The organism is Saccharopolyspora kobensis (genome assembly GCF_900108315.1).
Classification (GTDB): domain Bacteria; phylum Actinomycetota; class Actinomycetes; order Mycobacteriales; family Pseudonocardiaceae; genus Saccharopolyspora; species Saccharopolyspora kobensis.
This window is the reverse complement of record NZ_FNVB01000003.1, coordinates 493,599-515,646: the sequence shown is the minus strand read 5'-3', so window position 1 is coordinate 515,646 and position 22,048 is coordinate 493,599. Positions and strand designations below refer to the sequence as shown.

14 protein-coding genes are annotated in these 22,048 nt (G+C 71.2%); 8 read left to right on the top strand and 6 right to left on the bottom strand.

Features of this window, described 5'->3' with window-relative positions; genetic code table 11:
- The first annotated feature begins 35 nt into the window (after positions 1–35).
- Positions 36–1,358, top strand: a complete 1,323-nt coding sequence (locus C4T78_RS10830) for an MFS transporter (protein WP_235863752.1) — start codon at positions 36–38, stop codon at positions 1,356–1,358.
- Between the two features lie 57 nt (positions 1,359–1,415).
- Here C4T78_RS10830 and C4T78_RS10825 read toward each other — a convergent pair whose 3' ends face one another.
- Positions 1,416–2,210, bottom strand: coding sequence for an SDR family NAD(P)-dependent oxidoreductase (locus tag C4T78_RS10825; protein WP_093356629.1), 795 nt, complete (start codon positions 2,208–2,210; stop codon positions 1,416–1,418).
- Positions 2,211–2,595: 385 nt separating this feature from the next.
- On the opposite strand from C4T78_RS10825, the gene C4T78_RS36000 reads away from it, so the two are divergent.
- The 6 genes from C4T78_RS36000 to C4T78_RS10800 all read left to right on the top strand — a co-directional run bounded on the left by C4T78_RS36000 (position 2,596) and on the right by C4T78_RS10800 (position 14,304).
- Positions 2,596–2,826: a hypothetical protein gene (locus C4T78_RS36000; RefSeq protein ID WP_143185985.1), complete on the top strand. Its 231-nt coding sequence runs from the start codon at positions 2,596–2,598 to the stop codon at positions 2,824–2,826.
- Complete coding sequence (locus tag C4T78_RS10820) at positions 2,813–3,679, top strand: alpha/beta fold hydrolase (protein ID WP_093356628.1); 867 nt, start codon at positions 2,813–2,815, stop codon at positions 3,677–3,679. The genes C4T78_RS36000 and C4T78_RS10820 overlap by 14 nt, the downstream gene beginning before the upstream one ends.
- Positions 3,672–3,926 (top strand): phosphopantetheine-binding protein, encoded by a 255-nt coding sequence (locus C4T78_RS10815; protein ID WP_093356626.1) that lies wholly within the window; start codon positions 3,672–3,674, stop codon positions 3,924–3,926. Before C4T78_RS10820 ends, C4T78_RS10815 begins: the two co-directional genes overlap by 8 nt.
- Before the next feature lie 522 nt (positions 3,927–4,448).
- Complete coding sequence (locus C4T78_RS10810; RefSeq protein ID WP_143185984.1) at positions 4,449–6,419, top strand: TIGR03617 family F420-dependent LLM class oxidoreductase; 1,971 nt, start codon at positions 4,449–4,451, stop codon at positions 6,417–6,419.
- Between the two features lie 188 nt (positions 6,420–6,607).
- Entirely contained in the window at positions 6,608–13,180 is a 6,573-nt protein-coding gene (locus C4T78_RS10805) for a type I polyketide synthase (protein ID WP_181138256.1), read from the top strand.
- Positions 13,177–14,304 carry an SDR family oxidoreductase gene (locus tag C4T78_RS10800; RefSeq protein ID WP_093355809.1) on the top strand — a complete coding sequence of 376 codons (1,128 nt, stop codon included), beginning with the start codon at positions 13,177–13,179 and terminating at the stop codon, positions 14,302–14,304. The genes C4T78_RS10805 and C4T78_RS10800 overlap by 4 nt, the downstream gene beginning before the upstream one ends.
- 358 nt (positions 14,305–14,662) lie before the next feature.
- On the opposite strand, the gene C4T78_RS10795 is transcribed toward C4T78_RS10800, so the two are convergent.
- From C4T78_RS10795 to C4T78_RS10775, 5 genes are all read right to left on the bottom strand, one after another.
- Positions 14,663–16,255 (bottom strand): AMP-binding protein, encoded by a 1,593-nt coding sequence (locus tag C4T78_RS10795; protein WP_093355807.1) that lies wholly within the window; start codon positions 16,253–16,255, stop codon positions 14,663–14,665.
- A gap of 3 nt (positions 16,256–16,258) precedes the next feature.
- Positions 16,259–16,543, bottom strand: coding sequence for an acyl carrier protein (locus C4T78_RS10790; RefSeq protein WP_093355804.1), 285 nt, complete (start codon positions 16,541–16,543; stop codon positions 16,259–16,261).
- Positions 16,540–17,607, bottom strand: a complete 1,068-nt coding sequence (locus C4T78_RS10785; RefSeq protein ID WP_093355802.1) for a ketoacyl-ACP synthase III family protein — start codon at positions 17,605–17,607, stop codon at positions 16,540–16,542. Before C4T78_RS10785 ends, C4T78_RS10790 begins: the two co-directional genes overlap by 4 nt.
- Before the next feature lie 35 nt (positions 17,608–17,642).
- The gene (locus C4T78_RS10780; RefSeq protein WP_093355799.1) at positions 17,643–18,722 is read right to left on the bottom strand and encodes a radical SAM protein; all 1,080 of its coding nucleotides are present in this window, start codon (positions 18,720–18,722) and stop codon (positions 17,643–17,645) included.
- A gap of 582 nt (positions 18,723–19,304) precedes the next feature.
- Positions 19,305–19,952, bottom strand: coding sequence for a TetR/AcrR family transcriptional regulator C-terminal domain-containing protein (locus C4T78_RS10775; protein ID WP_093355796.1), 648 nt, complete (start codon positions 19,950–19,952; stop codon positions 19,305–19,307).
- Between the two features lie 117 nt (positions 19,953–20,069).
- Here C4T78_RS10775 and C4T78_RS10770 point away from each other — a divergent pair, with 117 nt between their 5' ends.
- A complete protein-coding gene (locus C4T78_RS10770) occupies positions 20,070–21,515 on the top strand; it encodes an MFS transporter (RefSeq protein ID WP_093355794.1) in 1,446 nt (481 codons plus the stop codon).
- The last annotated feature ends 533 nt before the right edge of the window (positions 21,516–22,048 follow it).

The window sequence follows — 22,048 nt, the reverse complement described above, 5'->3', positions numbered from 1 at the left end:
GCAGCCACCCATCGGCACTCCCGGAAGGAAAATCCGTGGCTTCCTCCGCTGCTCAGCAGCCGCCGCTCCGCAACGCCGCACCGAAGATCCGCCCGCACACCGCCGACGGCCCGGGGCGCGGCACGGTCCTGCTCCTGTCCGTGGCCGTCGGGCTCTGCGTGGCGAGCAACTACTACGCCCAGCCGCTGCTGGACACCATCGCCCGCGATCTGGGCATGACCGCCGCCTCGGCATCGCTGATCGTCACGGTCGCCCAGGTCGGATACGCGCTGGGGCTGGTGTTCCTGCTGCCGCTGGGCGATCTGCTGGAACGCCGTCGCCTGGTGTGCGGGCTGACGGCGGCCACGTCGGTCTCGCTGGTGCTGACCGCGATCGCCCCGAACGGTGCGCTGGTGCTGGCCGGAGCCGCGCTGACCGGCCTGCTGTCGGTCACGGCGCAGATCCTCGTGCCCTTCGCCGCTGACCTCGCCTCGCCGCACCAGCGCGGCCGGGTCGTCGGCACCGTGATGACCGGTCTGGTGCTGGGCATGCTGCTGGCCCGCACGGCGTCCGGAGCGCTGGCCACCATCGGGGGCTGGCGGACGGTCTACTGGCTCGCGGCGCTGGCCATGCTCGTCCTGACCGCGGTCCTGCACCGCTCGCTCCCGCAGTTCCGGGGCACCGCGGCTTCGAGCTATCCGGGACTGGTGCGCTCCACCGCCCGGTTGCTGGTCGAGGAGCCGGTCCTGCGGCTGCGCGCGGTGATCGGGATGCTGGCCTTCGCCTGCTTCAGCGTGCTCTGGACGTCGCTCGCATTCCTGCTGTCCGGACCCGGTCATGGCTGGTCGGAGGGCGAGATCGGGCTGATCGGCCTGTTCGGCGCCGCGGGCGCGGTCGCCGCTCAGCTCGCCGGGAGGCTGGCGGACCGCGGACTGACGACGCACACCACGGTCGTCGGCGCGGTCGCGCTGCTGGCTTCCTGGGGGCTGCTGCTGCTGGGCGCGCACAACCTGGTGCTGCTGATCGCCGGGATCGTCCTGCTGGACCTGGCCCACCAGGGCGTGCACATCACCAACCAGTCGCTGATCTACGCGCTGCGCCCGGATGCGCGCGGGCGCATCACCTCCGCGTACATGACGTGCTACTTCGCCGGCGGTGCGATCGGTTCTGCGCTGGCCGCGGTCGTGCACGCCCGGGCCGGGTGGGCGGGCGTGTGCGCGCTCGGTGCGGTGGTGGCGGGCGCGCTGTGCCTGATCTGGGCCGCGAGCGCCGCGAAGGTTCCGCGGGCCGGGCGGGAGCTGTGGGCAGTGGCCTGCGCCGTGTTCATGGGCGCGGGCGCGCTGGCGCTCATCGCCGCCGTGCTGCGGCTGCTCTCCTGATCGGTGCGGCGTCCCCGCTTCGAGCGAACCGGGTCGGGGACGCCGCTCGGCGTCTGGTCAGGGCAGGATCGAATCCACGTAGCCGCCGTCCACGCGCACCGCGCCGCCCGTGGTGGCCGAGGCCAGCGGTGAGGCGAGGTAGACGACCATGTTCGCGATCTCCTCCGGCTCGATGAGCCGCTGCAGGAGCGACTGCGGCCGGTTGGCGCGCATGAACTCGCGCTGCGCCTGCTCCCACGGCAGCGACCGGTCGACGAGCTGGTAGACGAAGTCCTCCACACCACCGGTGTGGGTCGGCCCGGCGATGACCGAGTTGACCGTGACCCCGGTGCCCGCGGCGGCCTTGGCGAACCCGCGGGAGGCCGCGAGCAGCGCGGTCTTGCTGGTGCCGTAGTGGATCATCTCCTCGGCGATGACCACGGCGGAATCGCTGGCGATGTTGAGCACGCGTCCCCAGCCGCGCTCGATCATCGCGGGCAGCAGCAGCCGGGTCAGCCGCACCGCGGCGAGGACGTTGACCTCGAAGTAGCGCCGCCAGTCGTCGTCGGTGATCTCCAGCGCCGGGGTGGCTCCGAAGATCCCGAGGTTGTTGACCAGGACGTCGACGTCGCCCGCTGATTCCACGACGCGGTCGGCGCCCTCCTCGGTGGACACGTCGGCCACCGCCGCGCGGACGACCGCGTCCGGGAACTCCTCGCGGATCTTGTCGACGGCAGCGGCCACGGTGCCCTCCGAACGGCCGTTGACGACGACTTCGGCGCCCGCACCGGCGAGGCCGCGAGCGATCGAGAACCCGATGCCCGCTGAGGAACCGGTGACGAGGGCGGTCTTCCTGCTGAGGTCGATGTGCATGGTGCGCCTCTCTGCTCGGGAGATCATCGGCCGGCCTTCGCGCGGCGACGGGCGGTCCCGGATTCTCCTCCGCGGCGCCGCTCGCCGCTGACCGCACCGCGCCGGCCGCGGGTCGATTTCTCCGCTCGGGATGTGCGAAATGCACGGGAACACGTGTGGAAAGGACATGTCAGGACCCGGGCCTCTGCTGGTAGCTTCGAAGCCGTTCCACGGCACGGGTTCACCTGGGTTGTTCTGATGGAGCTGATCTGAACGCCGCAGGCGTTCGAACGTGTCCGTAATGGTGCGGTGATCGCGGGTCGTTCGGCCTTCGATCGCAGTCGTCCTGTCCGGGAGATGTCCTGTGCCACCTCAAGCGGCAGCCACGAATTCGCCCCGGGAGCAGGTGGCGGATTTTCTCGAGCTCACCACCGATGAGCGGGCCGGAGTTGTGCTGCCGTTCGCGGGCAGTGGTGAGCCACGTCGTTTCGGCGCGGGCATCGCGCGCTGCGGGCACCTCCGCGGTGCTGTTCCCGGAGAACTCCCGGTGACCGGTGTCGCCGGGATCGCTCGCATTCTGCCGGGTGCCGAAATCGTCGAGAACGAGAGAAGGATGGAAACCAATGCCAGGTTATGAGAATCTGTCCCGGCTGGATCTGACCTACCGCGAGGACACGCCGCGAATCCGCACCCGGGAGGGCGTGGAGCTCTACTACGAGACCCGCGGCGAAGGCACCGCCATCGTGCTGCTCAACCCGCTGTTCCTGCCCGCTCCGTCGTGGCGGGTGTTCACCGAGGAGCTTGAGCAGCAGTTCCGGCTCATCGGCTTCGACCTGTGCAACCACGGTGCCTCCTCGCACGTCGCCGAGGAACCGACCTGGGAGGAGCACGCGACCGACGTGATCGGGCTGCTCGACGCGCTGGAGGTCGAGTCCGCCTACCTGATCGGCGCGTCGACCTCGACGATCCTGGCCCGGGACCTGGCGCTGCGGTACCCGGACCGGGTCAGGGGCGTGGTGCTGGCGGGCCCGGTCTTCGGCCCGCAGGGGATGCGGCGCCAGCGGCAGGTCCAGAAGGCGTGGCTGCGGACGCTGGAGAACCACGGCATCACGGCGCTGTACGAGCACATGTACCCCGAGGTGTTCAGCGCGGCGATGAACGAGGCGCTCGGCGCGCCGGGCTTCCTGGGCTTCCGGGAGGCGTTCTCGGCGCTGTCCACCGTCGAGGACCTCACCAACGGCATGAAGCGCGCCATGCAGGACGACAACAGCCCCGAGCTGCTGGCCCGCGTCGCCGCGCCGACGCTGGTGGTCATCGGTGACGACGACTTCCTGATGGGGCCGACGGCGGCCAAGGAGCTGGCCGAGCAGTTCCCGAAGGGGCGCTGCGAGATCATGGCGAAGGCCGGTCACGTGCCCTACGTCGACGACGCCGAGACCTTCCAGGCGCTCGTCCGCAAGTTCATCGACGAAGTGGAATCGAATGCCTGAGCAGGTGCTCGAGGTGCGGCAGCGCATCCGCGCGCTGCTGGAGGACCTCTACGGTGGCGACGAGTTCGTCAGCACCGTGGCGGACGCGGCATCGCTGCGCCAGGCCGGGGTGTCGTCCAACGCGCTGGTCAGCCTGCTGGTGTCGATGGAGGACGCCTTCGGGTTCGAGTGGGACGACGACGTCCAGCCGGAGGCGCTGCGCTCGATCGAATCGCTGGCCGAGCACGTCGTGTCGATCAGCGGTTGACCGACCCGCGCCGGCCGCCGCACCGCGGGCGAGTCCGGGCTCCGCGGGCGGGAACGGTGAATGCCGCTCCCGCCCGCGGAGGAATTCGCTCCCGGCGGGAATTCCGCCGCTGACATCGGCGCGGTGAATTACGTCAGGTGATCCGTGAATCCGGTTGTTCGTCATGGCCGGCTCATTCATCTCGCGGGTTCGTTCGTGGATCGGTCCCCGGCGAATTCGGCGCGACTCACGCGGCCACGTGCGATCTTCACGTTTACCGCCATCGGTGATCTTGATAGAATTGATTCCGGTCGGTGGCAGTGCGAATTATTCGTTTTCGGGTACGGTCGCGCGGAAGCGGGTTTTCCTGCGCGGCGACCCGATTGTTCATGATTACTTCACCTCCGTTGCGAGAGGCGTCCAATGGGCATGCACGAGGGGCGATCGGTGATGCCGGGAAGCGGGAGCGCCGCAGCAGGAATCGCTTTCCGCTCGCCGCGTTCGATTCTGGCGCGAACGTCGGGTGACGCGTTCGGCGCGCACTTGTGCGCCGAACTGTGCTCGGCCACCTCGGCCCTGGTGTACCGACTCGGCGGGGCACCGGCACGACCCGATCGGCGCGATGCCCTGGAAGGGCGGCTCGTCGAGCTTCCCCGCGAGGATTCCGGCCCCGGTCTCGGGCTCTCGACGCGCGACCGCGATGCCCTTGCCGAGTCCGTCGAGGTGATCATCGACAGCGAACCGGCGGACGACGTCCACCACCTGATCTCCCTCGCCGAGCGCCGCGCCGAGCTCACCGGACGGCGCCCGCTGATCTGCGCGGTGTTCCGCCCGGAGACCTCGCGCGGCGCGACGTCCGACGACAGCCTCGCCTGGGTCAAGCTCCAGGACGCGACCGCGGGCGGGATGCCGGTGGTCCGCATCCAGACGGGGCTGACCGTCAACGGCGCCTCCGACGGGCGGTCGGCCACCCCGAACCTGCTCGCCGCCCTGCAGCGCGTCGCTGCCAGCACCGGGACCAGGCCCAGGGACCCGGGAGCGGCCCACGTCGAGCTGGCCGACGTCGCGGCCAGGGCGGTCGTCGCACTGGCGCTGCGCGAGGACGCCGCTGGGCAGGTCTTCACCCTCACCCGCCGGCAGCCGGTCCGGCTGGACGACGTCTTCGACGCGGTGGAGCGCAGCGGCACGGCGCTGACCCCGGTGCCCCTCGACAGCTGGCTGCGGCAACTGGACGGCAGCGCCCTCGCCTCGCAGGCGGCGCGGTTGCTGGTCGGCCCCGGAAGCGAGCCACCGCCCACCGGCGAGGGCGGCGTCCGGCTCTCGCCCTCCGACGCGGGAGTCGACGAAGCACCGCTGGATCCCGGGTTCTTCGACCGGATGGCCGTCGGCCGGACCGTCGAGGTGATCCCGGCACCCCGCGCCCGCGACCCGCGGCCTGAGCCGGAAACCCGCGCGGCGGTGCGCTTCGACGGCCACAACGCCCCGCTCGCGCTGGAGCACCGCGAGATCGACCCCGGCGGAGCGGCGGCGGCGAGCGAAGCCGCCGGTTACGGCGCGTTCTGGGTGCCGGAACAGCGCTTCGACCCATTGCTGGCGCTGACGGTGGCCGCCGGGACCACGAAGGACATCGGCCTCGGCACGGCGGTGACGGTCGCGCTCGCGCGCAGCCCCATGACCGTGGCCTGCTCGGCCAACGACCTCCACCGGCTCTCCGGTGGCCGGCTGGTCCTGGGTCTCGGCTCCCAGCTGCCGGTGCACCTGGCCAACCGGATGGCGATGCCCGGCAACCGACCCGTCGACCGGATGCGCGACTTCATCGGTGCCCTGCGGTCGATCTGGGCCAGTTGGAACGATGAAGAACCGCTGGCCTACCGCGGCGAGTTCTACAGCTTCACCCTGAGCTCGGAGTTCTTCAACCCACCGCCCAACCCGCACGGTGCACCGGCGATCTTCCTCGGTGCGGCCGGGCCCCGGATGGCCGAGCTGGCGGGCGAGATCGCCGACGGACTCATCGCGCCGCCCTTCGCCAGCCGCCGCCACCTGACCGATCTGCTGCTGCCCGCGGTGGAGCGCGGACTGGCCAAGGCCGGCCGGTCCAGGGAGAGCTTCACCGTGGTCGCCATGCCGCTGATCGCCACCGGCCGGACCCCGCAGGAGCGGGACGCCGTCGAGAGCCGGTTGCGGCGCTTGGTCGCCTTCTACTGCAGCCCCAAGGACTACCGCCGCGTCCTCGACCTGCACGGGCTCGCCGAGTTCGGCGACACCATGCGGGAGCTGAGCCTGTCCGGCGACCCGCAGCGCTGGCGGCGCATGGGCGAGATGATCGACGACGAAGTCCTGGAGACCTTCGCCGTCCGGGCAGATCCGCACGACGTGGGCGATGCGGTGCTGGCCCGCTTCGGCGGACTGGCCGACCGCGTGGTGCTGCCCGCACCGCACGGCGCCGAAGCGGGGCTCTGGCACCCCGAAACCCTCCGGCTGGACCGGAACTCCGCACCGGACGGGAGAAGGTGATGTGACGCCGACTCGGGGCGTCGTGACCGCTGCTGCGAGTGGCCCCACCGGACCCGGATCGCTGAGGGCCTGTCTGGACACGCACGGGAGGGACTCCCGCAGTCCGGGGAACCTCTCAGGTTCCGCCAAGCGACCACCCATCCAGACCATTCACCAACAGGCTCTGAATGACGACACGCGAGGACCGCATGAAATCCCAGAACTTCCAGCCCGACCAGGACAACGCGATCGCCATCATCGGAATGAGTGGACGGTTCCCGGGCGCACCGGACGTCGATGAATTCTGGGAACTCCTCCGGCAGGGCCGCGAAGGCGTCGCCGACGCCCCTGCCGACCGGTCGTGGATGTACGAACTGCACGGCGAGCCGCGGACCCCGGGCAAGGTGCCCACGACCCGCGGCGGTTTCCTGCCCGGCGTGGGCGATTTCGACGCGGGGTTCTTCGGCATGTCCCGGCGGGAGGCGATCCGCGCGGATCCCCAGCTGCGGCTCCTGCTGGAGGTCGCCCACGAGACCGCCGAGGACGCCGGTGCGACCCGCCGGCAGCTGACCAGCGCCACCACCGGGGTCTACATCGGCAACACCTACGGCGACTACTGGCTCCGCCAGATCGGTGACCCCGAGGGCCTGGACCACCACGCCGAGTTCGGCGTCGCCCGCAGCTCCCTGTCCGGGCACGTGGCGTACGGCCTCGACCTGCACGGCCCCACCATGACCGTCGACGCGGCCTGCTCCTCCTCGCTGGTGGCGGTGCACCTGGCGTGCCAGGCGCTGCGGGCGGGCGAGTGCGAGCAGGCCTTCGCCGGGGGCACCAACATCATCCTCGCCCCGTCGAACTACCTCACGTTCAACAGCGCCGGAGCGCTCTCGCCGGACGGGCGGTGCAAGTTCGGCGACGCCTCCGCCAACGGTTACGTCCGGGCCGAGGCGGTCGGTGCGGTTCTCCTCAAGCCGCTGCGCCGCGCGCTGGCCGACGGCGACCGGATCCGCGCGGTGATCCTGGGCAGCGCGGTCAACAGCGTGGGTTTCACCGGCCGGGGCATCGCGGCGCCCACTGTGGAGGGTCAGGCCGAAGTGCTCCGGGCCGCCTACGCCCAGGCCGGGGTCGACCCGCGCGAGGTCTCCTACGTGGAGGCGCACGGCAGCGGCACCCCCGTCGGTGATCCCATCGAGCTCACCGCCCTCTCCCAGGTCCTCGGGCCGCGCGGCCCCGGTGAGCCCGACTGCCTGGTCGGCTCCGCGAAGGTCAACGTGGGGCACACCGAAGGCGCCGCGGGCATCGTCGGGCTGATCAAGACCGTGCTCACCCTCGAGAACGGCGTCGTCCCGGGCAACCCGCACCTGCGCGAGCTGACCCACGCCGTCGACTGGGACGCCATGCCGGTGCAGATCTCGGCCCGCAACGCGCCGCTGAACAGCACCGGCGGGCGGTCGATCGCCGGCGTCAACGGGCTGGGCGCATCCGGGACCAACGCGCACGTGGTCCTGGCCAGCGCACCCGCCGAGAACACGCGGCGGAGCCGTCGATCCGCGGCGGGCACGCCGGTCCTCCCGCTGTCCGCCCGCTCCGAGGACGCCCTGCGCGAGCTGTCCAGCTCCTACCAGGACCTGCTGTCCCGGCCCGACGCCCCGCCGCTGGAAGACCTGTGCGCCGCCGCGGGCCAGCACCGCCACCACTGGGAGCACCGGCTCGCGATCACCGCGGCCGACCTGCCGGGGATGCGCGCGGGGCTGGCCGGTTTCCTCGCCGGTCAGCCGGAACCCGGGACCGCGACGGGATCCGGTGGCGAGCCGCCGCGCGTCGTCTTCGTCTTCCCGGGCCAGGGCTCGCAGTGGCCGGGCATGGGGCGGCGGCTCCTGGAGCAGTCGGAGGCCTTCCGCACGACGCTGGAGGCGTGCGACGCGGTCATCCGCGAGCACGTGTCCGGCTGGTCGCTGATCGAGGCGCTGCGCCTGGAGGACACCGCCTTCCTGCAGGAGACGGCCAAGGTCCAGCCCGCGCTCTGGGCGATGGGCGTGGCCCTCGCCGAGCACTGGCGCTCGTGGGGCGTGACGCCGGACGCGGTGATCGGGCAGAGCCAGGGCGAGATCGCCGCCGCGCAGGCGGCCGGGGTGCTCAGCCTGGAGCAGGCCGGTCACCTCAGCTGCCTGCGGGCCCGGCTCATCCAGGACCTGGCGCCTCCGGGGAGCATGGCCTGGGTCGAGATCTCGCCCGAGGAACTGCCGGACCTCCTCGCCACCATCGGTGCGGAGGCGTCGATCGCGGTCTCGGAGACGCGCGGCAGCGTCGTGCTCGCCGGGCACGGCGAGGAGATCGCGCGAATCGTGCGCGGCTGCGAGAAGCTCGGCGTGGACTGCCAGGAGGTCAAGGTCAGCTACGCCGCGCACAGCCCGCAGATCGACGCGGTGCGCGAGCCGCTGCTCGAAGGCCTGACCGGTCTCGTCCCCTCCGCCGGTGACGTCCCGGTCATCTCCACCGTCACCACCGGCGAGCTGCCGGGCCACGCCTTCGACGCCGACTACTGGTGGCGCAACCTGCGCGAGACGGTCCGGCTGGAGGAAACCGTCCGCTCCCAGCTCGGCCACGGTCCCGTGGTGTTCCTCCAGATGTCCCCGCACCCCGTCCTCACCGCTCCGATCAGCAGCATCGCGGACGGGGCGGAGGCCACCGTCCTGGGATCGCTGCGCCGCAACCGCGACGAGCTCGACTCGCTGCGGGAGTCCTTGGCGGAGCTGTACGTGGCGGGTGTCGACGTCGACTGGGAACGGGTGCACGGGTTCCGCGCGGAGCACGTGGAGCTTCCGCGGTACCCGTGGCAGCGCGACCACTACTGGTACCAGTCAGCGGACTACCCGTGGCCCGAGATCGCCCCCGCGGCCGACGCCGCGGAACTGCCCGCCGCCGCGCCGCCGTCCGCCGCGCCGCCCGCCGCAGCGGGCCACGACCTGCTGGGCGCCGCGACGCGGAACGGTCCGGACGGCTGCGAGTGGATCGGGCAGCTGGACCTGGAGCGCAACAGGTTCCTGACCGACCACCGCGTGTCCGGCACGTCGGTGATGCCGGGCGCGGCGTTCATGGAACTCGCCCTGGCCGCCGCCGCGCAGCTGCCCGCCGCCGGCGCGGAGCCGACGGTGCGCGAGCTCGTCCTGCGCCAGCTGCTGCTGCTCGACGACGACACCAGGATCCGGGTGCGCATCGAGGAGGAGGACGGCACCCGGCGGGTTGTCGTCGCCAGCTGCGCCGGTTCCGGCGACACCTGGACCGACCACGCCGAGGCGACCGTCGGCGAATCCATCGGCGCTGTTCCGCTGGAGCCGCTGGACGCCGTCCGCGCTCGCTGCACCGCGCTGCAGTCCGGCGAGCGCTTCTACGCCGAGCACGCCGGGCGCGGCAACACCTGGGACGGGGCGTTCGCGGGGATCGCCGAGCTCGAGCTCGGCACCGGAGAGCTGCTGGCCCACATCGCCGCGCCGATGCGCGGGAACTTCCTCCTCCACCCGGCCGCGCTCGACGCCTGCATCCAGCCCGTCGCCGCGCTGCTGCCCGACGGGTGGGCGGCCGACGGCCGGGGCTTCGTGCTCGAAGGCGTCGACCGGATCACGGTGCACCGGGCGGGGCCGGACGTCCCGCTGTGCAGCCACGTCCGCATGACCCACGTCGGTGAGACGACGCTGCGCGCCGACATCACGGTGTACGGCGAGCGCGACGAGGTGGTGGCGACCTTGCGCGGTGTCCGCGGCCGGGCGCTCGTGACGAAGTCCGAAGGGACGCCCGAGCAGGCGCCCGCCAGGACGGCGTCCGCCGCGACGGCGACGAACGGGAACGCGGGCAGCGACTACGACGACTGGTTCCACGGCATCCGCTGGGACCCGATCGCGGCGGAGGACGCCGAGCGCGCCACCGGGCGCTGGCTCGTCCTGCACAGCGGAACCGACCTCGACTCGGCGCTGCGCGAGCAGCTCGAGATGGGCGGGAACACCGTCGTCACGGTGCGGCCCGGGCGCGGGTTCGCCGTCGAGGGCGCCGACCGCTACCGCATCGCCCTCGGCTCCGATGAGGACCTCGAACTCGCCATCAAGGACGCCTCCCGCCGAGGCGCGCTGTGCGGGGTGATCGACCTGACGCCGCTGGACGTCCAGATCGACCCGGACGCCGCCTCCGAGGTGGTCCAGCGGGCGGCCGAGGACCTGTGCTCGGGCGCCACCGCGCTCGCCCGCGTGCTGGGCACGTTCGGGCAGGGGCAGGCCCCGCGCCTGTTCCTGGTCACCCGCGGCGCGCAGCGGACCTCGCCGGAGGACCCGAGCACCGCGCCCTGGCAGGCCGCGCTGTGGGGCTTCGGCAAGGTGCTCGGCGTCGAGCACCCGGAGCTGGATCCGGTCCTCATCGACCTGCCCGCCGCGGCGCAGCCCGGCGAGGCGGCCGCGCTGAGCTCGGCACTGCTCGGCGCGGGCACCGAGAACCAGCTCGCACTGCGCGGTGACCGGGTGCTCGTGGCGCGGCTCGTCCTGGCACCGCCGGTGCGCGGCGGGAACCGGACCCAGCGACCGGCGGACGGGGTGGAGGTGCGGGCCGAGAGCCTGGCCCTCGAACCCTTCCGCCGCGTCGCTCCCGGGCCCGGGCAGGTGGAGATCGAGGTCTCGCACTCCGGGCTGAACTTCAAGGACGTCCTCATCGCCACGGGCACCATCAGCCTCCCCAACGGCAAGGCGCCCGTGCTCGGGGCGGAGTGCGCGGGCACCGTCGCCCGCGTCGGGCCGGGCGTGACCGAGTTCGCCGTGGGCGAGCCGGTGATGGCCATCGCGCACCCCGGAATGCGCTCCCACGTCGTCACCGACGCGCGGTTGGTGGCCCGGCGGCCTGCTCCGCTCACCGCGGCAGAAGCGGCGGTGATCCCGGCTGCCCACGTCACCGCCTACCTCGCCCTCATCGAGATCGGACGGCTCCAGCCCGGTGAGACCGTGCTCGTCCACTCCGGCACCGGTGGGGTGGGCCAGGCGGCCCTCGACATCGCCCGGTGGCGGGGCGCGACCGTCTACGCCACCGCGGGGACACCGGCCAAGCGGGACCTGCTGCTCAAGCTGGGCGCCGCCAAGACCGCCGATTCGCGGAGCCTGGCCTACGAGGACGAGTTCGCCGACGGGGTGGACATCGTGCTCGGCACCAATGTGGACGAACACGTCGAGGCGGGCTTCCGGCTCCTCAAACCCCTCGGCCGCTACGTCGACCTGGTCGGCAAGGGCGCCGGCTCCGGGCAGGCGCTGCCGATGAGCCTGTTCACCCAGAACCGCTCGTACTCGACCGTCGACCTGGCCGATCTCCACGTGCACTCCGCGCAAGTCCTCGGTGACGCCCTCCGCGAAGTGGGGCGGTTGCTGGAGACCGGTGAGCTCGCACCTCCCACGCACCGGGTGTTCCCCGCCGAGCGCGCCGCCGACGCCTTCGGCGTCATGTCGGGCGGCCGCCACATCGGCAAGCTCGCGCTGTCCTTCCCCCGAGCGGAGCGGTCGGCCCCGTCGGCGGCGCCGTCCGAGCCCGCCGTCCGCGCGGACGGGACGTACCTCATCACCGGAGGGATGTCCGGCATCGGCGCGCTGTTCGCCCGCTGGCTGCACGAGCGGGGTGCGCGCCACCTGCTGATCACCGGTCGGAGCACCAACCCCGCGGACCGGGGCCTGCTGGAGCTGCCCGGCGTCCGGTACGCGGCGGTCGACGTCTCCGACGAGGACGCCATGGCCGCGTTGCTGCGGGACGGCGAACGGGCCGGTCACCCGCCCGTGGTCGGTGTCGTGCACGCCGCGGGCGTGCTGGAGCCGGGCCCGCTGGCGGATCAGAGCGAGAGCGAGCGCAGCGCCACCCTGCGACCGAAGGTCGCCGGTGCCTGGTCCCTGCACAAGCTGTTCGCCGACCGCCCGCTGGACTTCTTCGTCCTGTTCTCGTCGGGTGTTTCGCCCTTCAGCTCCCTCACCGCGGGCTATCACCTGTCGGCGTACGCGGCCGGGAACACCTTCCTCGACTCCCTCGCCTCCTACCGCAACGCCCGCGGGCTGCCGGCCACCGTCGTCGACTGGGGCTACTGGTCCGAGACGGGCCTCGCGGCGCGGTTGTCCGCCCGAGGCGGGCACGACGTGCGGCCGACCGGGATGGGAGCCATCCGGCCTGCGGACGCGGCAGCGCTGTTCGGGCTGCTCCTCGCGCACGACCAAGGCCAGGTGATCTGCACTCCGGCCGACTGGGAGGCCTATGCCGCCGCGTACCCGGCCGATGCCTCCCGGCCGCTGCTGCGAGCGCTGCTGAACGGAACCCGGCAGCCGGTGCAGCCGCCACGGCCCCCGGCCGCCCCGACGCTGAACGGGTCGAGCTCGTCGAAGGTGGCGGGGCGTGGTGATGCTTCGCTGAACGGGCGGAGCTCGGCGCGTCCGGTCGAGGTGGTGGCGCCTGTTGCGCCGGTGGAGCGTGCCGTGGTGCCCGAGCGCGTTGTGGCCGAGGAGGTGGCCTCGTCCAACGGGAAGTCTTCTGGGGGCGGGGATTTGGCTGAGTACGTGGTGGGGCAGTTGGCGCGGATTCTGGGTGTTGGTGTTGATCGGGTTGATCAGGGTCGTCGGATGAATCAGTTGGGCATGGATTCGTTGATGCTGGCTGATTTGCGGACGCGGTTGCGGCGTGATCGGGGTATCGATGTGACGGTGGCCCGGTTGTTGGAGGCGGGCAGCGTCCGCTCTCTGATCGCCGAGTTGACCAAGGCGGGGGAGAGCACGTCATGAGCCTCCGGTCCGTGCTGCTGACCGGGGTGACCGGTTCCCTCGGCAGCAGGCTCTGCGACGAACTCCTGCGGCGGACGTCCGCGACGATCTACTGCCTGGTCCGCGCCGAGGACGAGGCGGCGGCCGTCGCGCGGCTGAGCGGGCTCCCGTACGCGGCCTCCGAACGGGTGGTCGCCGTGGCCGGGGACGTGCGCAGTCCCGAACTCGGCCTCGGCGACCGGGCCTGGGACGCGCTGGCCGAAACGATCGGAGCGGTGTTCCACTGCGCCGCCACCGTCAACCTCCAGGCGCCCTACGACCTCCTCGCGCCCACGAACGTCGGTGGCACCCGCGTGCTGGCGAGCCTGGCCGCGCGGAGCACCGAGCTGACGGGCAGGCCCTGCGACTTCCACTTCGTGTCGACGCTGGGCGTGTTCATCAACCTGGGAAACCGGGGTGTCGAGTTCGTGGACGAGACGTTCGTCCCCACCGAGGACAGCGCGGGGGAGCTGGGCTACCCCACGACCAAGGTGGTGGCCGAGCGGGAGCTGCGGGCCGCCGCGGAACGCGGCGAGCTCCGGCTCACGGTCCACCGTCCCGGTCTCATCACCGGTGATTCGCGAACGGGACGCACGTCCGACTCCGACCTGCTGGTGCCCGCGCTGCAAGCCTGCTTGGAGCTCGGCTCGGTTCCCGACGGCGCCGGGGAGACTCCCGCGGACACCGTCGACACGGTCGCCCGGTGCATCGTCGAACTGGCGTCCCGCCCGGCTGCGCTGGGCGCGAGCTACCACCTCGTGCGCCGCGAGCCGCTGCCGCTCATGCGCGCGATCGACGCACTGGGCCGCCGCGGCCACCGGCTGGAAGCGATCCCGCGCGAGGAGTGGTGGGAGATGGTCCAGGAGCACTCCCTGGACTCCGGGAACCTGACCCTGGCCATGATGAGCGAGGTGTCCCGCTACATGTTCGCCGTCGGGCGGCGGACTCCGCGGATCCGCGCGGACGCCACGTGGGCCGCGCTCACCGCCGCCGGCGTCAGCGCGCCACCTCTCGACGACGCGCTCTTCGATCGCGTCGTCGGCTCGCTGGAGGCTGACGGCAAGCTGGCGGCTCCGTCGGAAACGCGCACCGCGGTGCGCATCTGAGGCGCACCGACCGGCAACGCGACGAAGCCGAGAACCCAGTTGTTCCCACGGGACAACTGGGTTCTCGGCTTCTCCGGTGCGTCCGTGGAACGGCGATTCGGGGCGTCCACGTGAGAGCCGGGGTGCGGGGCCGATACCGGGCAGTGGGTGGTCGCCAGTGACTCCGCTCCAGATCGGCTGTGCGGCGTTCCCGATGGTGGGGAAGGGCACCGATGCCAACGCGGGAGTCCGGCACCGCTGTGCTGGGGCACGGCTCGGGCGGCTGTTCGGCGGCGCGAAAAGAGGATCGCGAGCCGCGGCGGGCGCGGGCTCGCGATCCTCGGGGGTGGGCGGGGCGCGCCCACCTTCGGTTCGCCGGTCAGCCGGGGGAGTTGGCGTGGACCAGCGAGGCGGCCTGGGCGGTGAGCGTCTTGCGGTCGACCTTGCCGTTGAGGTTCAGCGGGAACTGCTCCAGCCGGACCAGGAACCGGGGCGTCATGTAGGTGGGCAGGCGGTCGCCCAGGAAGTCCCGCAGGTCCTGGTCGCCGACCGGTTCACCGGTGTAGAAGCCCGCCAGCTCCACGATGCCGTCGTCGGCCGGGCAGGGCACCACGACGGCCTCGTCCAGGTCCGCGTGCGTGCGCATGGCCGCCTCGATGTCGCCCGGTTCGACGCGGTAGCCGTGCACCTTGACCTGGTTGTCGGCACGTCCGAGGTAGATCGCCGAACCCGCCTCCAGGCCGATCCGGTCGCCGGTCCGGTACCAGTACTCCGCGCCGGGTTCGCCGGGTCCTTTGTGGAACTCGGCGAAGCCGTTGTCGTTCAGCAGCGCGAACCGCCGGCGGTTGTGCGCCGGGTCCAGGTAACCGTCGAACCGCTGCGGGCCGCGGACCAGCAGTTCGCCCGCCTGCGCGGGCTTGCCCTCCTCGTCGACGACCACGTGCTCGATGGCGGGGTGGGTCTGCCCGACCGGGAACGTCCCGTTCGACGTGGTGGGCCAGTCGCCGGGATCGGCGGGCAGGACGTAGGCCAGGCAGGTCACGGTCGTCTCGCTCGGGCCGTACACGTTGGCCACCGCGGTGGCCGGAGCCGCTTCCGTCCAGGCCTGCACGTGCTCGGGAGTCAGCGCCTCCCCGCCGAACAGGCTCCAGCGCAGCGTCGGCATCGCGTCCGGCACCAGGTCGCCCAGCCAGCGGGCCATGGTGACCGAGGACGGCGTCGAGATCCAGTGCGTGATCCGGTCGTCGGCGATGTGCTTGGTCGGAGCGAGCAGGGCGGTCTTGGACGGCGCGACGACCGCGCCCCCGGAGCCCCACGCCAGCCAGACGTTGATCACCGAGAGATCCCACGACAGGTCCGCGGTCTGCGAGACCCGCGCACCGGGACCGTCGGTGAAGAGCCCGACGAAGTGCGGCATCCAGGCGGCGATGTTGCGGTGCTTGATCGGAACGCCCTTGGGGCTGCCCGTCGACCCGGACGTGAAGATGATGTACGCCAGGTCGTCGGGTGCCGGTGCTCCCACCGGTGCGGCCGGGCCGTCACCGGTGAAGTCCGAGCCGTCGTCGGCGATCGGCAGCAGCGCCACTCCGGTCTCGTCGCGTAGTTGCGCGGCGAGCTCCCGCTGAGACTCGTTGTGCACCAGCACGTCCAGCTCGGCCATCCGCGTGATCTCGGCGCTGCGCGGGATCGGGAACTCGGTGTTGAGGGAGATCACCGTGTCGCCCAAGCGCAGACCGGCCAGGTAGGCGATGTAGCTGGCCGCCGCCGCCCGGTGGCCGAGGACACCGACCCGGCGCGGCCGCTGCCCGGAACCGCTGCCCACCAGCTCGACGATGGCAGCCCCCACGCGAGCCGCGGCCGCGTCCAGCGAGGAGTAGGTGAAGTCGGTCCCACCCGCGCTCAGCGCGATGTGCTCGGGATGAGCGCGGGCCGATGTGCGGAACCACTCGTACATGCCGGGGACCACGGACACGTGTTACGCCTCCCTCTTCTCGCCGCTCCCGGCGGCGGTGCGCTCGGCCCGGTCGTCGCTGCAAGCCTCGGCGAACACCGCGTAGATGCCGCTCGCCGTCTGCTCCTCGAACAACCTGTCCACCGAGGCCCGGACACCGGTGAGCTGCTCGACGGCCGCGAACAGGCGCACCCGGTGGATGGACCGCCAGTTCACCTCCTGGTCGAAGGCGTGCTCCAGATCGGGATCGGCCAGCGGCAGCCGGAGCTCCTCCCGGACGATGCGGATGAACTCGGCTCGGCTGATCACCTGGACGCACCTTCCTCGTGCTGCGGCGTCGCGTCGGGGAGCTCCGCGACGATCTCCAGCACGGCCGCGCAGTACATGAAACCGGTGCCCGAGCCGTAGACGAGCACGCGGTCGCCCGGCTTGACCTTCTTGGACTCCAGCAGGTGGGTCAACCCGGCGAACTGGTCGCCCGCACCGAGGTGACCGCAGCGGCGGCCCCAGTCCCACGTGGTGCGGGAGACGTCCACGCCGAACGCCTTGCGGCCGTCCCAGTCGGTCAGCGACAACCCGTTGTGCGGGAACACCCACCAGTCGATGTCGCCGGCTTCGAGCTCGGCGTCGGCGAGCGCGCGCTCCATGGTCTCCAGCTCGCTGCGCGCGGCGGCCTGCACCATGTCGACGAAGATCTCGGCGCCGTGCTCGGCCGCGTAGCTGTGCACCCTGGACTGGACGTTGAGCGGCCACCCGTTCCCACCGGCGACGTCGCTCCAGGGCTCGCCGGCGAGCTGGACGTCGCCGTAGGTGGTGTCGCCGGTCGTGGCGCTGGACAGCAGCCGGGCGACGCCGGAACCGCGGCAGAGCACCGCCGCGGTGCCGCCGTCGCCGAACAGCATGCCGCCGACCGTGTTGTACCGGTCGTAGCCCGGCGGCACGAACCGGTCCGCGGTGGTGATGAGTACCGAGGACGTCTGCGGCTGGGCCGTCAGGTAGCTCGCGGCGAGCTCGAGCGCGGCCATCCCGCCGTTGGACGCCTGTGCCACCTCGATGGCGATCCCCGAGCCGCCCACCGTGCGCCCCTGGATGTAGGCGGCCGGGGAGAAGTCGTCGATGCCCTGGTAGAAGATGCTGGAGTGGAGCACCAGGTCGACCTGGCCGGCCTTCCCACCGGCTCGCGCCAGAGCCGTCTCGGCGGCGCGGACCGCCAGGTCCATGGTCGGGCCCTCGGGATCCACGCACACGGACAGGAAACCGGCCGCCTCGTTCTCCTTGGCCGGGTAGCGCCCGTCGGCCACGGCCTCCGCCGTGGACTCCTCGCGCCCCAAGGACATCGCCGTGGCGCCGATGTAGAGGTCATTCCAACGCACTGGTGCTCCTTCTTCGCTTCTCCGTGGATTGCCGATCAGTCTTCGCCGTCGATGTAGGTGACATCGAGCGTTCCGGCGGAATTGGGCGTCGCGCTGGCGGGCAGCTGGTACGAGGGGTTCCAGCGGACCCGGTCCTCGAGCCGGTACGAGGTCCGGATCGTCAGCAGCCGGTCCTCCTTCCCGAGGATGCTGCCCTGGTAGAGCGTGACCTTCCCGATGTCGGTCATGACCGTGTACATCGGTTTCGCCATACCGCTGAGGAATCCACCGTTGGAGAGCTGGGAGACCAGGTCCAGGCCCCGCTGGACAGTGGTGCGGAACTCGTCGGTGCCCACCATCGGGACCGCGTGGAAGAGGTAGTGCGGGATGAACCGCAGCGTCCGCTGCCGGTCGTAGAGCTCGATGAGCGTTTCGATCGAGTCGTTGACGCCCTTGAGGAGCACGTTCTGGCTGTGGAGGCGGGCTCCGAGGCGCTGCAGGCGCTGGAACACCTCGACGGCTTCGGGCTGCAACTCGAAGGGGTGGTTGATCTGCACGGAGATCTCGAAGTGGAAGCGGTCGGCGTACTCCGCGAAGATCTCGTACACGTCCGGGCCGAAGGCGTGCGGGTTCTGCACCGGCAGGCGCGTTCCCATCCGGACGGTCGAGATGTTGTCCGCGCGGGAGGCGACGGCGGCCAGCAGTTCCCGCAGCTTGCGCGGGGAGATCAGCGGATCGCCGCCCGTCACGAGGATCTCGGCGAGGTCCTCGTCGGACTTCAGGTAGTCCGCGATGGCGTTGATCTGGTCGGTGCCCAGGGTGTGCCGGTCGTAGAGACCGCGGACGCAGAAGACGCACTCGCTGGCGCAGGCGGAGAGCATGTCGATGACCACGACGCGGCGGTACATCCGCTCGAACCCCTGCGGCGCGTCACCGGAGACGACCGCTTCGAAGTGGCGAGTGCTGTTGCCGACGCTCAATCCCGTGGACGGCATCCGGAAGTACTGGTTGTAGATGCCGCGGTAGGCGCCGGACTCCTCGCCGTGCTGGTCCTTTGCCCGCTCCAGGAGCTCCTGTGTGTACTTGTGGACCTTGGGCTTCTGGGTCTTGGTGATGGTCTCGAGAAAACCAGCCATGGCATGCCGTTTCTGTGCGCCTGCTGCGGTCAAGAACTGAGCGGGTGGCAAGCAGTCCCGGATTCCGGGTGTTTGCCGGGCGTCACGTTCGTCCCGTATGGGCGGGACGCCTCCTCGAAGGTCCTGTCCAGCGGCTGCTCGCCGCGAAACGACCGCGCGAACAGCGCGGCGCAGGACCGCGGAATGCTTCGGGCGCCCCAGTGATCGTTCTGTTCCGACTGCGAAAAGCCCGGTATGGCCGCCGGAATCCTCGCAGAACGATCTCGACGCTACCAGCAGCCGACTGCGCCGAACAGATTAATTTCGCGCCTCTCGGCGTGCGTTTCGCACTCCTGGGCAGGAGAAATCAACGCCCGGCCGCGGGCGCCGGTCCTCCCCGGGTGCTCGCTGCCGGGCGAGCACCTGGTCAGCGCAGGGCGTCGGCGGTCGGGCGCGCGCTGGCTCACACACGTGTGGCCGCTGTCCGGCGGCGCTCGGCGCATGTAATCTGCGCCGAGCGCGAGTCAGCTGGAAAAGTGTTGCGGCCACGGTGGTTTCGTGGCCGCCTGAGCGGTGGCCGGAGGTGGTGCCGAGCCGGGCGCGCTAACCGATGGTCTGGTGCGGCCGGGCCTGGTCCGTCACGATCTGGCCGGCGATGCCGTCGAGGAAGGTGCGCAGGCCGTAGGCGAAGCGCTTCGCCGGATCGGTGCTCGTCAGCGAGTCGAGGGCCGCCGCGTACTCCGCCGAGGCGTCGACCGCGCGGCGGGCGTTGCGGCTTCGCCAGTCGTCGTCGGCCGGGAGCTCGCTGAGCGCCTGTTCCTCGATGGTGTGGCCGAGCACGTAGTAGAAGAGCGCGAAGGTGAGCCAGCCGGCCTGGGCCGGGGCCGCGCCCGCCCGGCAGAGGATCTGGATCGCGGTGTCGGTGCCCGCGATGGTGTTGACACCGGGGGAGTAGGTGCCCGACACCACTCGCGCGCCGTCGCGGTGCGCGAGCATGGAGGTCCGGAGCCGGTCGCACAGGACGAAGATCTGCTCGTCCCAGGCGACGTCGGGCAGCGAACCGGCGACACCTTCCAGGATCTTGTCGGCCATCGCGTCGAGCAGGGCTTCCTTGTTCGGGAAGTGCCGGTAGAGGGCACCGCCCTGCACGTTGAGCGTTGCGCCCAGCTTGCGCATGGTCAGCGCGTCGAGTCCCTCGGCGTCGAGGAATCGCATTGCCCCGTCGACAACGTTGGCCTTTCGAAGCAGCATCTGTCGCCTCCCTCGGTTGACACCCGAGTAATGTAAATCATACAGTGAACAACGTTCACGGTGAACGCTGTGCACCGTGAACCACGTTCACATGGATAGTCGCACAGAGGAGACTCCATGTCCGAGACCCGCGCCGGGGCGGCGCCCTCCGCCGTCGAGCGGCCGAACCTGCCGCTCGGCATCATCGTGGCGATCACCTGCCTGGCGCAGTTCATGGTCGTGCTCGACGGCACCATCGTCACCGTGGCCCTGCCCGACATGCAGAACGGGCTCGACCTGTCGACCAACCAGCAGCAGTGGGTCGTCAGCGGTTACCTGATCGCCTTCGGCGGGTTCCTGCTGCTGGGCGCCAGGGCGAGTGACCTCTACGGCCGCAAGCGGGTGTTCCTGCTCGGCACGTTCGTCTTCACCGCCGCCAGCCTGGTCGGTGGTCTGGCCACCAACCCGACCATCCTCGTGGTGGCCCGGATCGCCCAGGGCATCGGCGCCGCTGTCCTGTCGCCGACGACCCTGAGCATCATCAGCGCCAGCCACACCGATGAGGAGCGGCGGGAACGCGCCATGACGCTGTGGAGCCTCATGGGCGCGGTGTCCAGCGTGTTCGGGCTCGTCCTCGGCGGCGTGCTCACCGCCGCGCTGGACTGGCGCTGGGTCCTGTTCATCAACATCCCCGTCGGCGTCGTGCTGCTGGCGGTCGGCGGGTCCACCCTGCCCGCGGACCAGGCAGGCGCCGAGCGGACCCGGCTGGACCTGCCCGGCGCGCTCACCGCCACGCTCGGAGTCGGCGCGCTCACCTACGGGTTCTCGCAAGTCTCGGCCGAGGGCTGGGGATCGGCGAACGTCCTGATCGCCCTCGCCGCGGCCGCGATCCTCCTCGCCGCTTTCATCGTCGTCGAGCTCAAGAGCTCCCACCCGCTCATCCCGCTCGCGATCTTCCGCGCGAGCACCGTGCGGATCGGGAACCTGCTGCTGTTCGGCATGGGCGTGACCATGACCGCGGCGATGGTCTTCCTCTCCCTCTACTTCCAGGAGATCCTCGGATACGACGCGTTGAGCACCGGTCTGGCCCTGGTGCCGATGTCGGTCTTCGTCATCGGCGGCGGGCTGGCCGCCCGCCAGCTCCTGCCCAAGCTCGGCACCCGGGCACTGCTGGCCATCGGTGGTCTGGTCACCGCCGCCGGGCTCGCCTGGATGGCCCTGATGCCGGCCTACCCCGCCTACCTGACGCACGTCCTCGGGCCGACGCTGGTCGCCGGTCTCGGCCTCAGCTTCATGCTCCCCGCGGCCACTGTCACCAGCACCACCGGTGTCAAGCGGGAGGACGTCGGGGCGGCTTCGGGGCTGCTCAACATGTCCCGCCAGATCGGCGGCGCGGTCGGCCTGGCCGTGCTCGTCACCATCGCCGCCACGGTGACCAACGGCGTCATGCCGGAGTCCGCGAACCCCGCGGACGCGCTCGTCCACGGCTATCACGTCGCCTTCCTGGTCAACGCGGCCATCATGTTCGTCGCCGCCCTGGCAGCTCTCGCCCTGCCGGCCTCGCAGCGCGAGGCCGCGGAGTAGGGAGCGTTCCACGGTTCGGTCGCCGGACCGCGCAGCGCGGAGAAGATGGGCCACCCGCTCGGCGGGTGGCCCATCTTCTTGCCTCGGGGCGGGAGCGCGGTGCTGAAGTCCCGTCGGCAGAACGTGATTCGGCTGGTCGAGGGCGGTGCGGAGCGCGCGGGCCCGGGACCTGCCGCCTGCGGTGCCGGCTCCGGCTACCATCCGATGACCGGTGGCGGTGGGGTTTGTCGAGTATTGGTCGCCGGGCCGGAGTGTGTGAAACGCATGGGGGTATATGTGAAATTCAACTGTTGCGTTGCCGTGTCCGGCTGGTACCGTCGATCCCGTTCTGCGAATGAAGGAAAGGGTAAGTGAAATAGCCGGAATCAACGCGGCTGATTGCTGCGCGCCGCTGGTAATTCCAGTGATGTCGTGGCGATGACACGCGTTGGGTTGTCGACCTGATCGTTCCGCCTGGGGAAATGACTGGGGAGATGCGTCGTGTTGCACCGAATCGTTGACCGCGAATGCGCGCTTGGGGGAGTGGCGAATTC

Excerpts from the sequence above, each read along its gene's own strand:
- C4T78_RS10825 (WP_093356629.1), bottom strand. The coding sequence starts at position 2,210 with ATGCACATCGACCTCAGCAGGAAGACCGCCCTCGTCACCGGTTCCTCA.
- C4T78_RS10820 (WP_093356628.1), top strand. The coding sequence starts at position 2,813 with ATGCCAGGTTATGAGAATCTGTCCCGGCTGGATCTGACCTACCGCGAG.
- C4T78_RS10815 (WP_093356626.1), top strand. The coding sequence starts at position 3,672 with ATGCCTGAGCAGGTGCTCGAGGTGCGGCAGCGCATCCGCGCGCTGCTG.
- C4T78_RS10805 (WP_181138256.1), top strand. The coding sequence starts at position 6,608 with ATGAAATCCCAGAACTTCCAGCCCGACCAGGACAACGCGATCGCCATC.
- C4T78_RS10800 (WP_093355809.1), top strand. The coding sequence starts at position 13,177 with ATGAGCCTCCGGTCCGTGCTGCTGACCGGGGTGACCGGTTCCCTCGGC.
- C4T78_RS10780 (WP_093355799.1), bottom strand. The coding sequence starts at position 18,722 with ATGGCTGGTTTTCTCGAGACCATCACCAAGACCCAGAAGCCCAAGGTC.
- C4T78_RS10775 (WP_093355796.1), bottom strand. The coding sequence starts at position 19,952 with ATGCTGCTTCGAAAGGCCAACGTTGTCGACGGGGCAATGCGATTCCTC.
- C4T78_RS10770 (WP_093355794.1), top strand. The coding sequence starts at position 20,070 with ATGTCCGAGACCCGCGCCGGGGCGGCGCCCTCCGCCGTCGAGCGGCCG.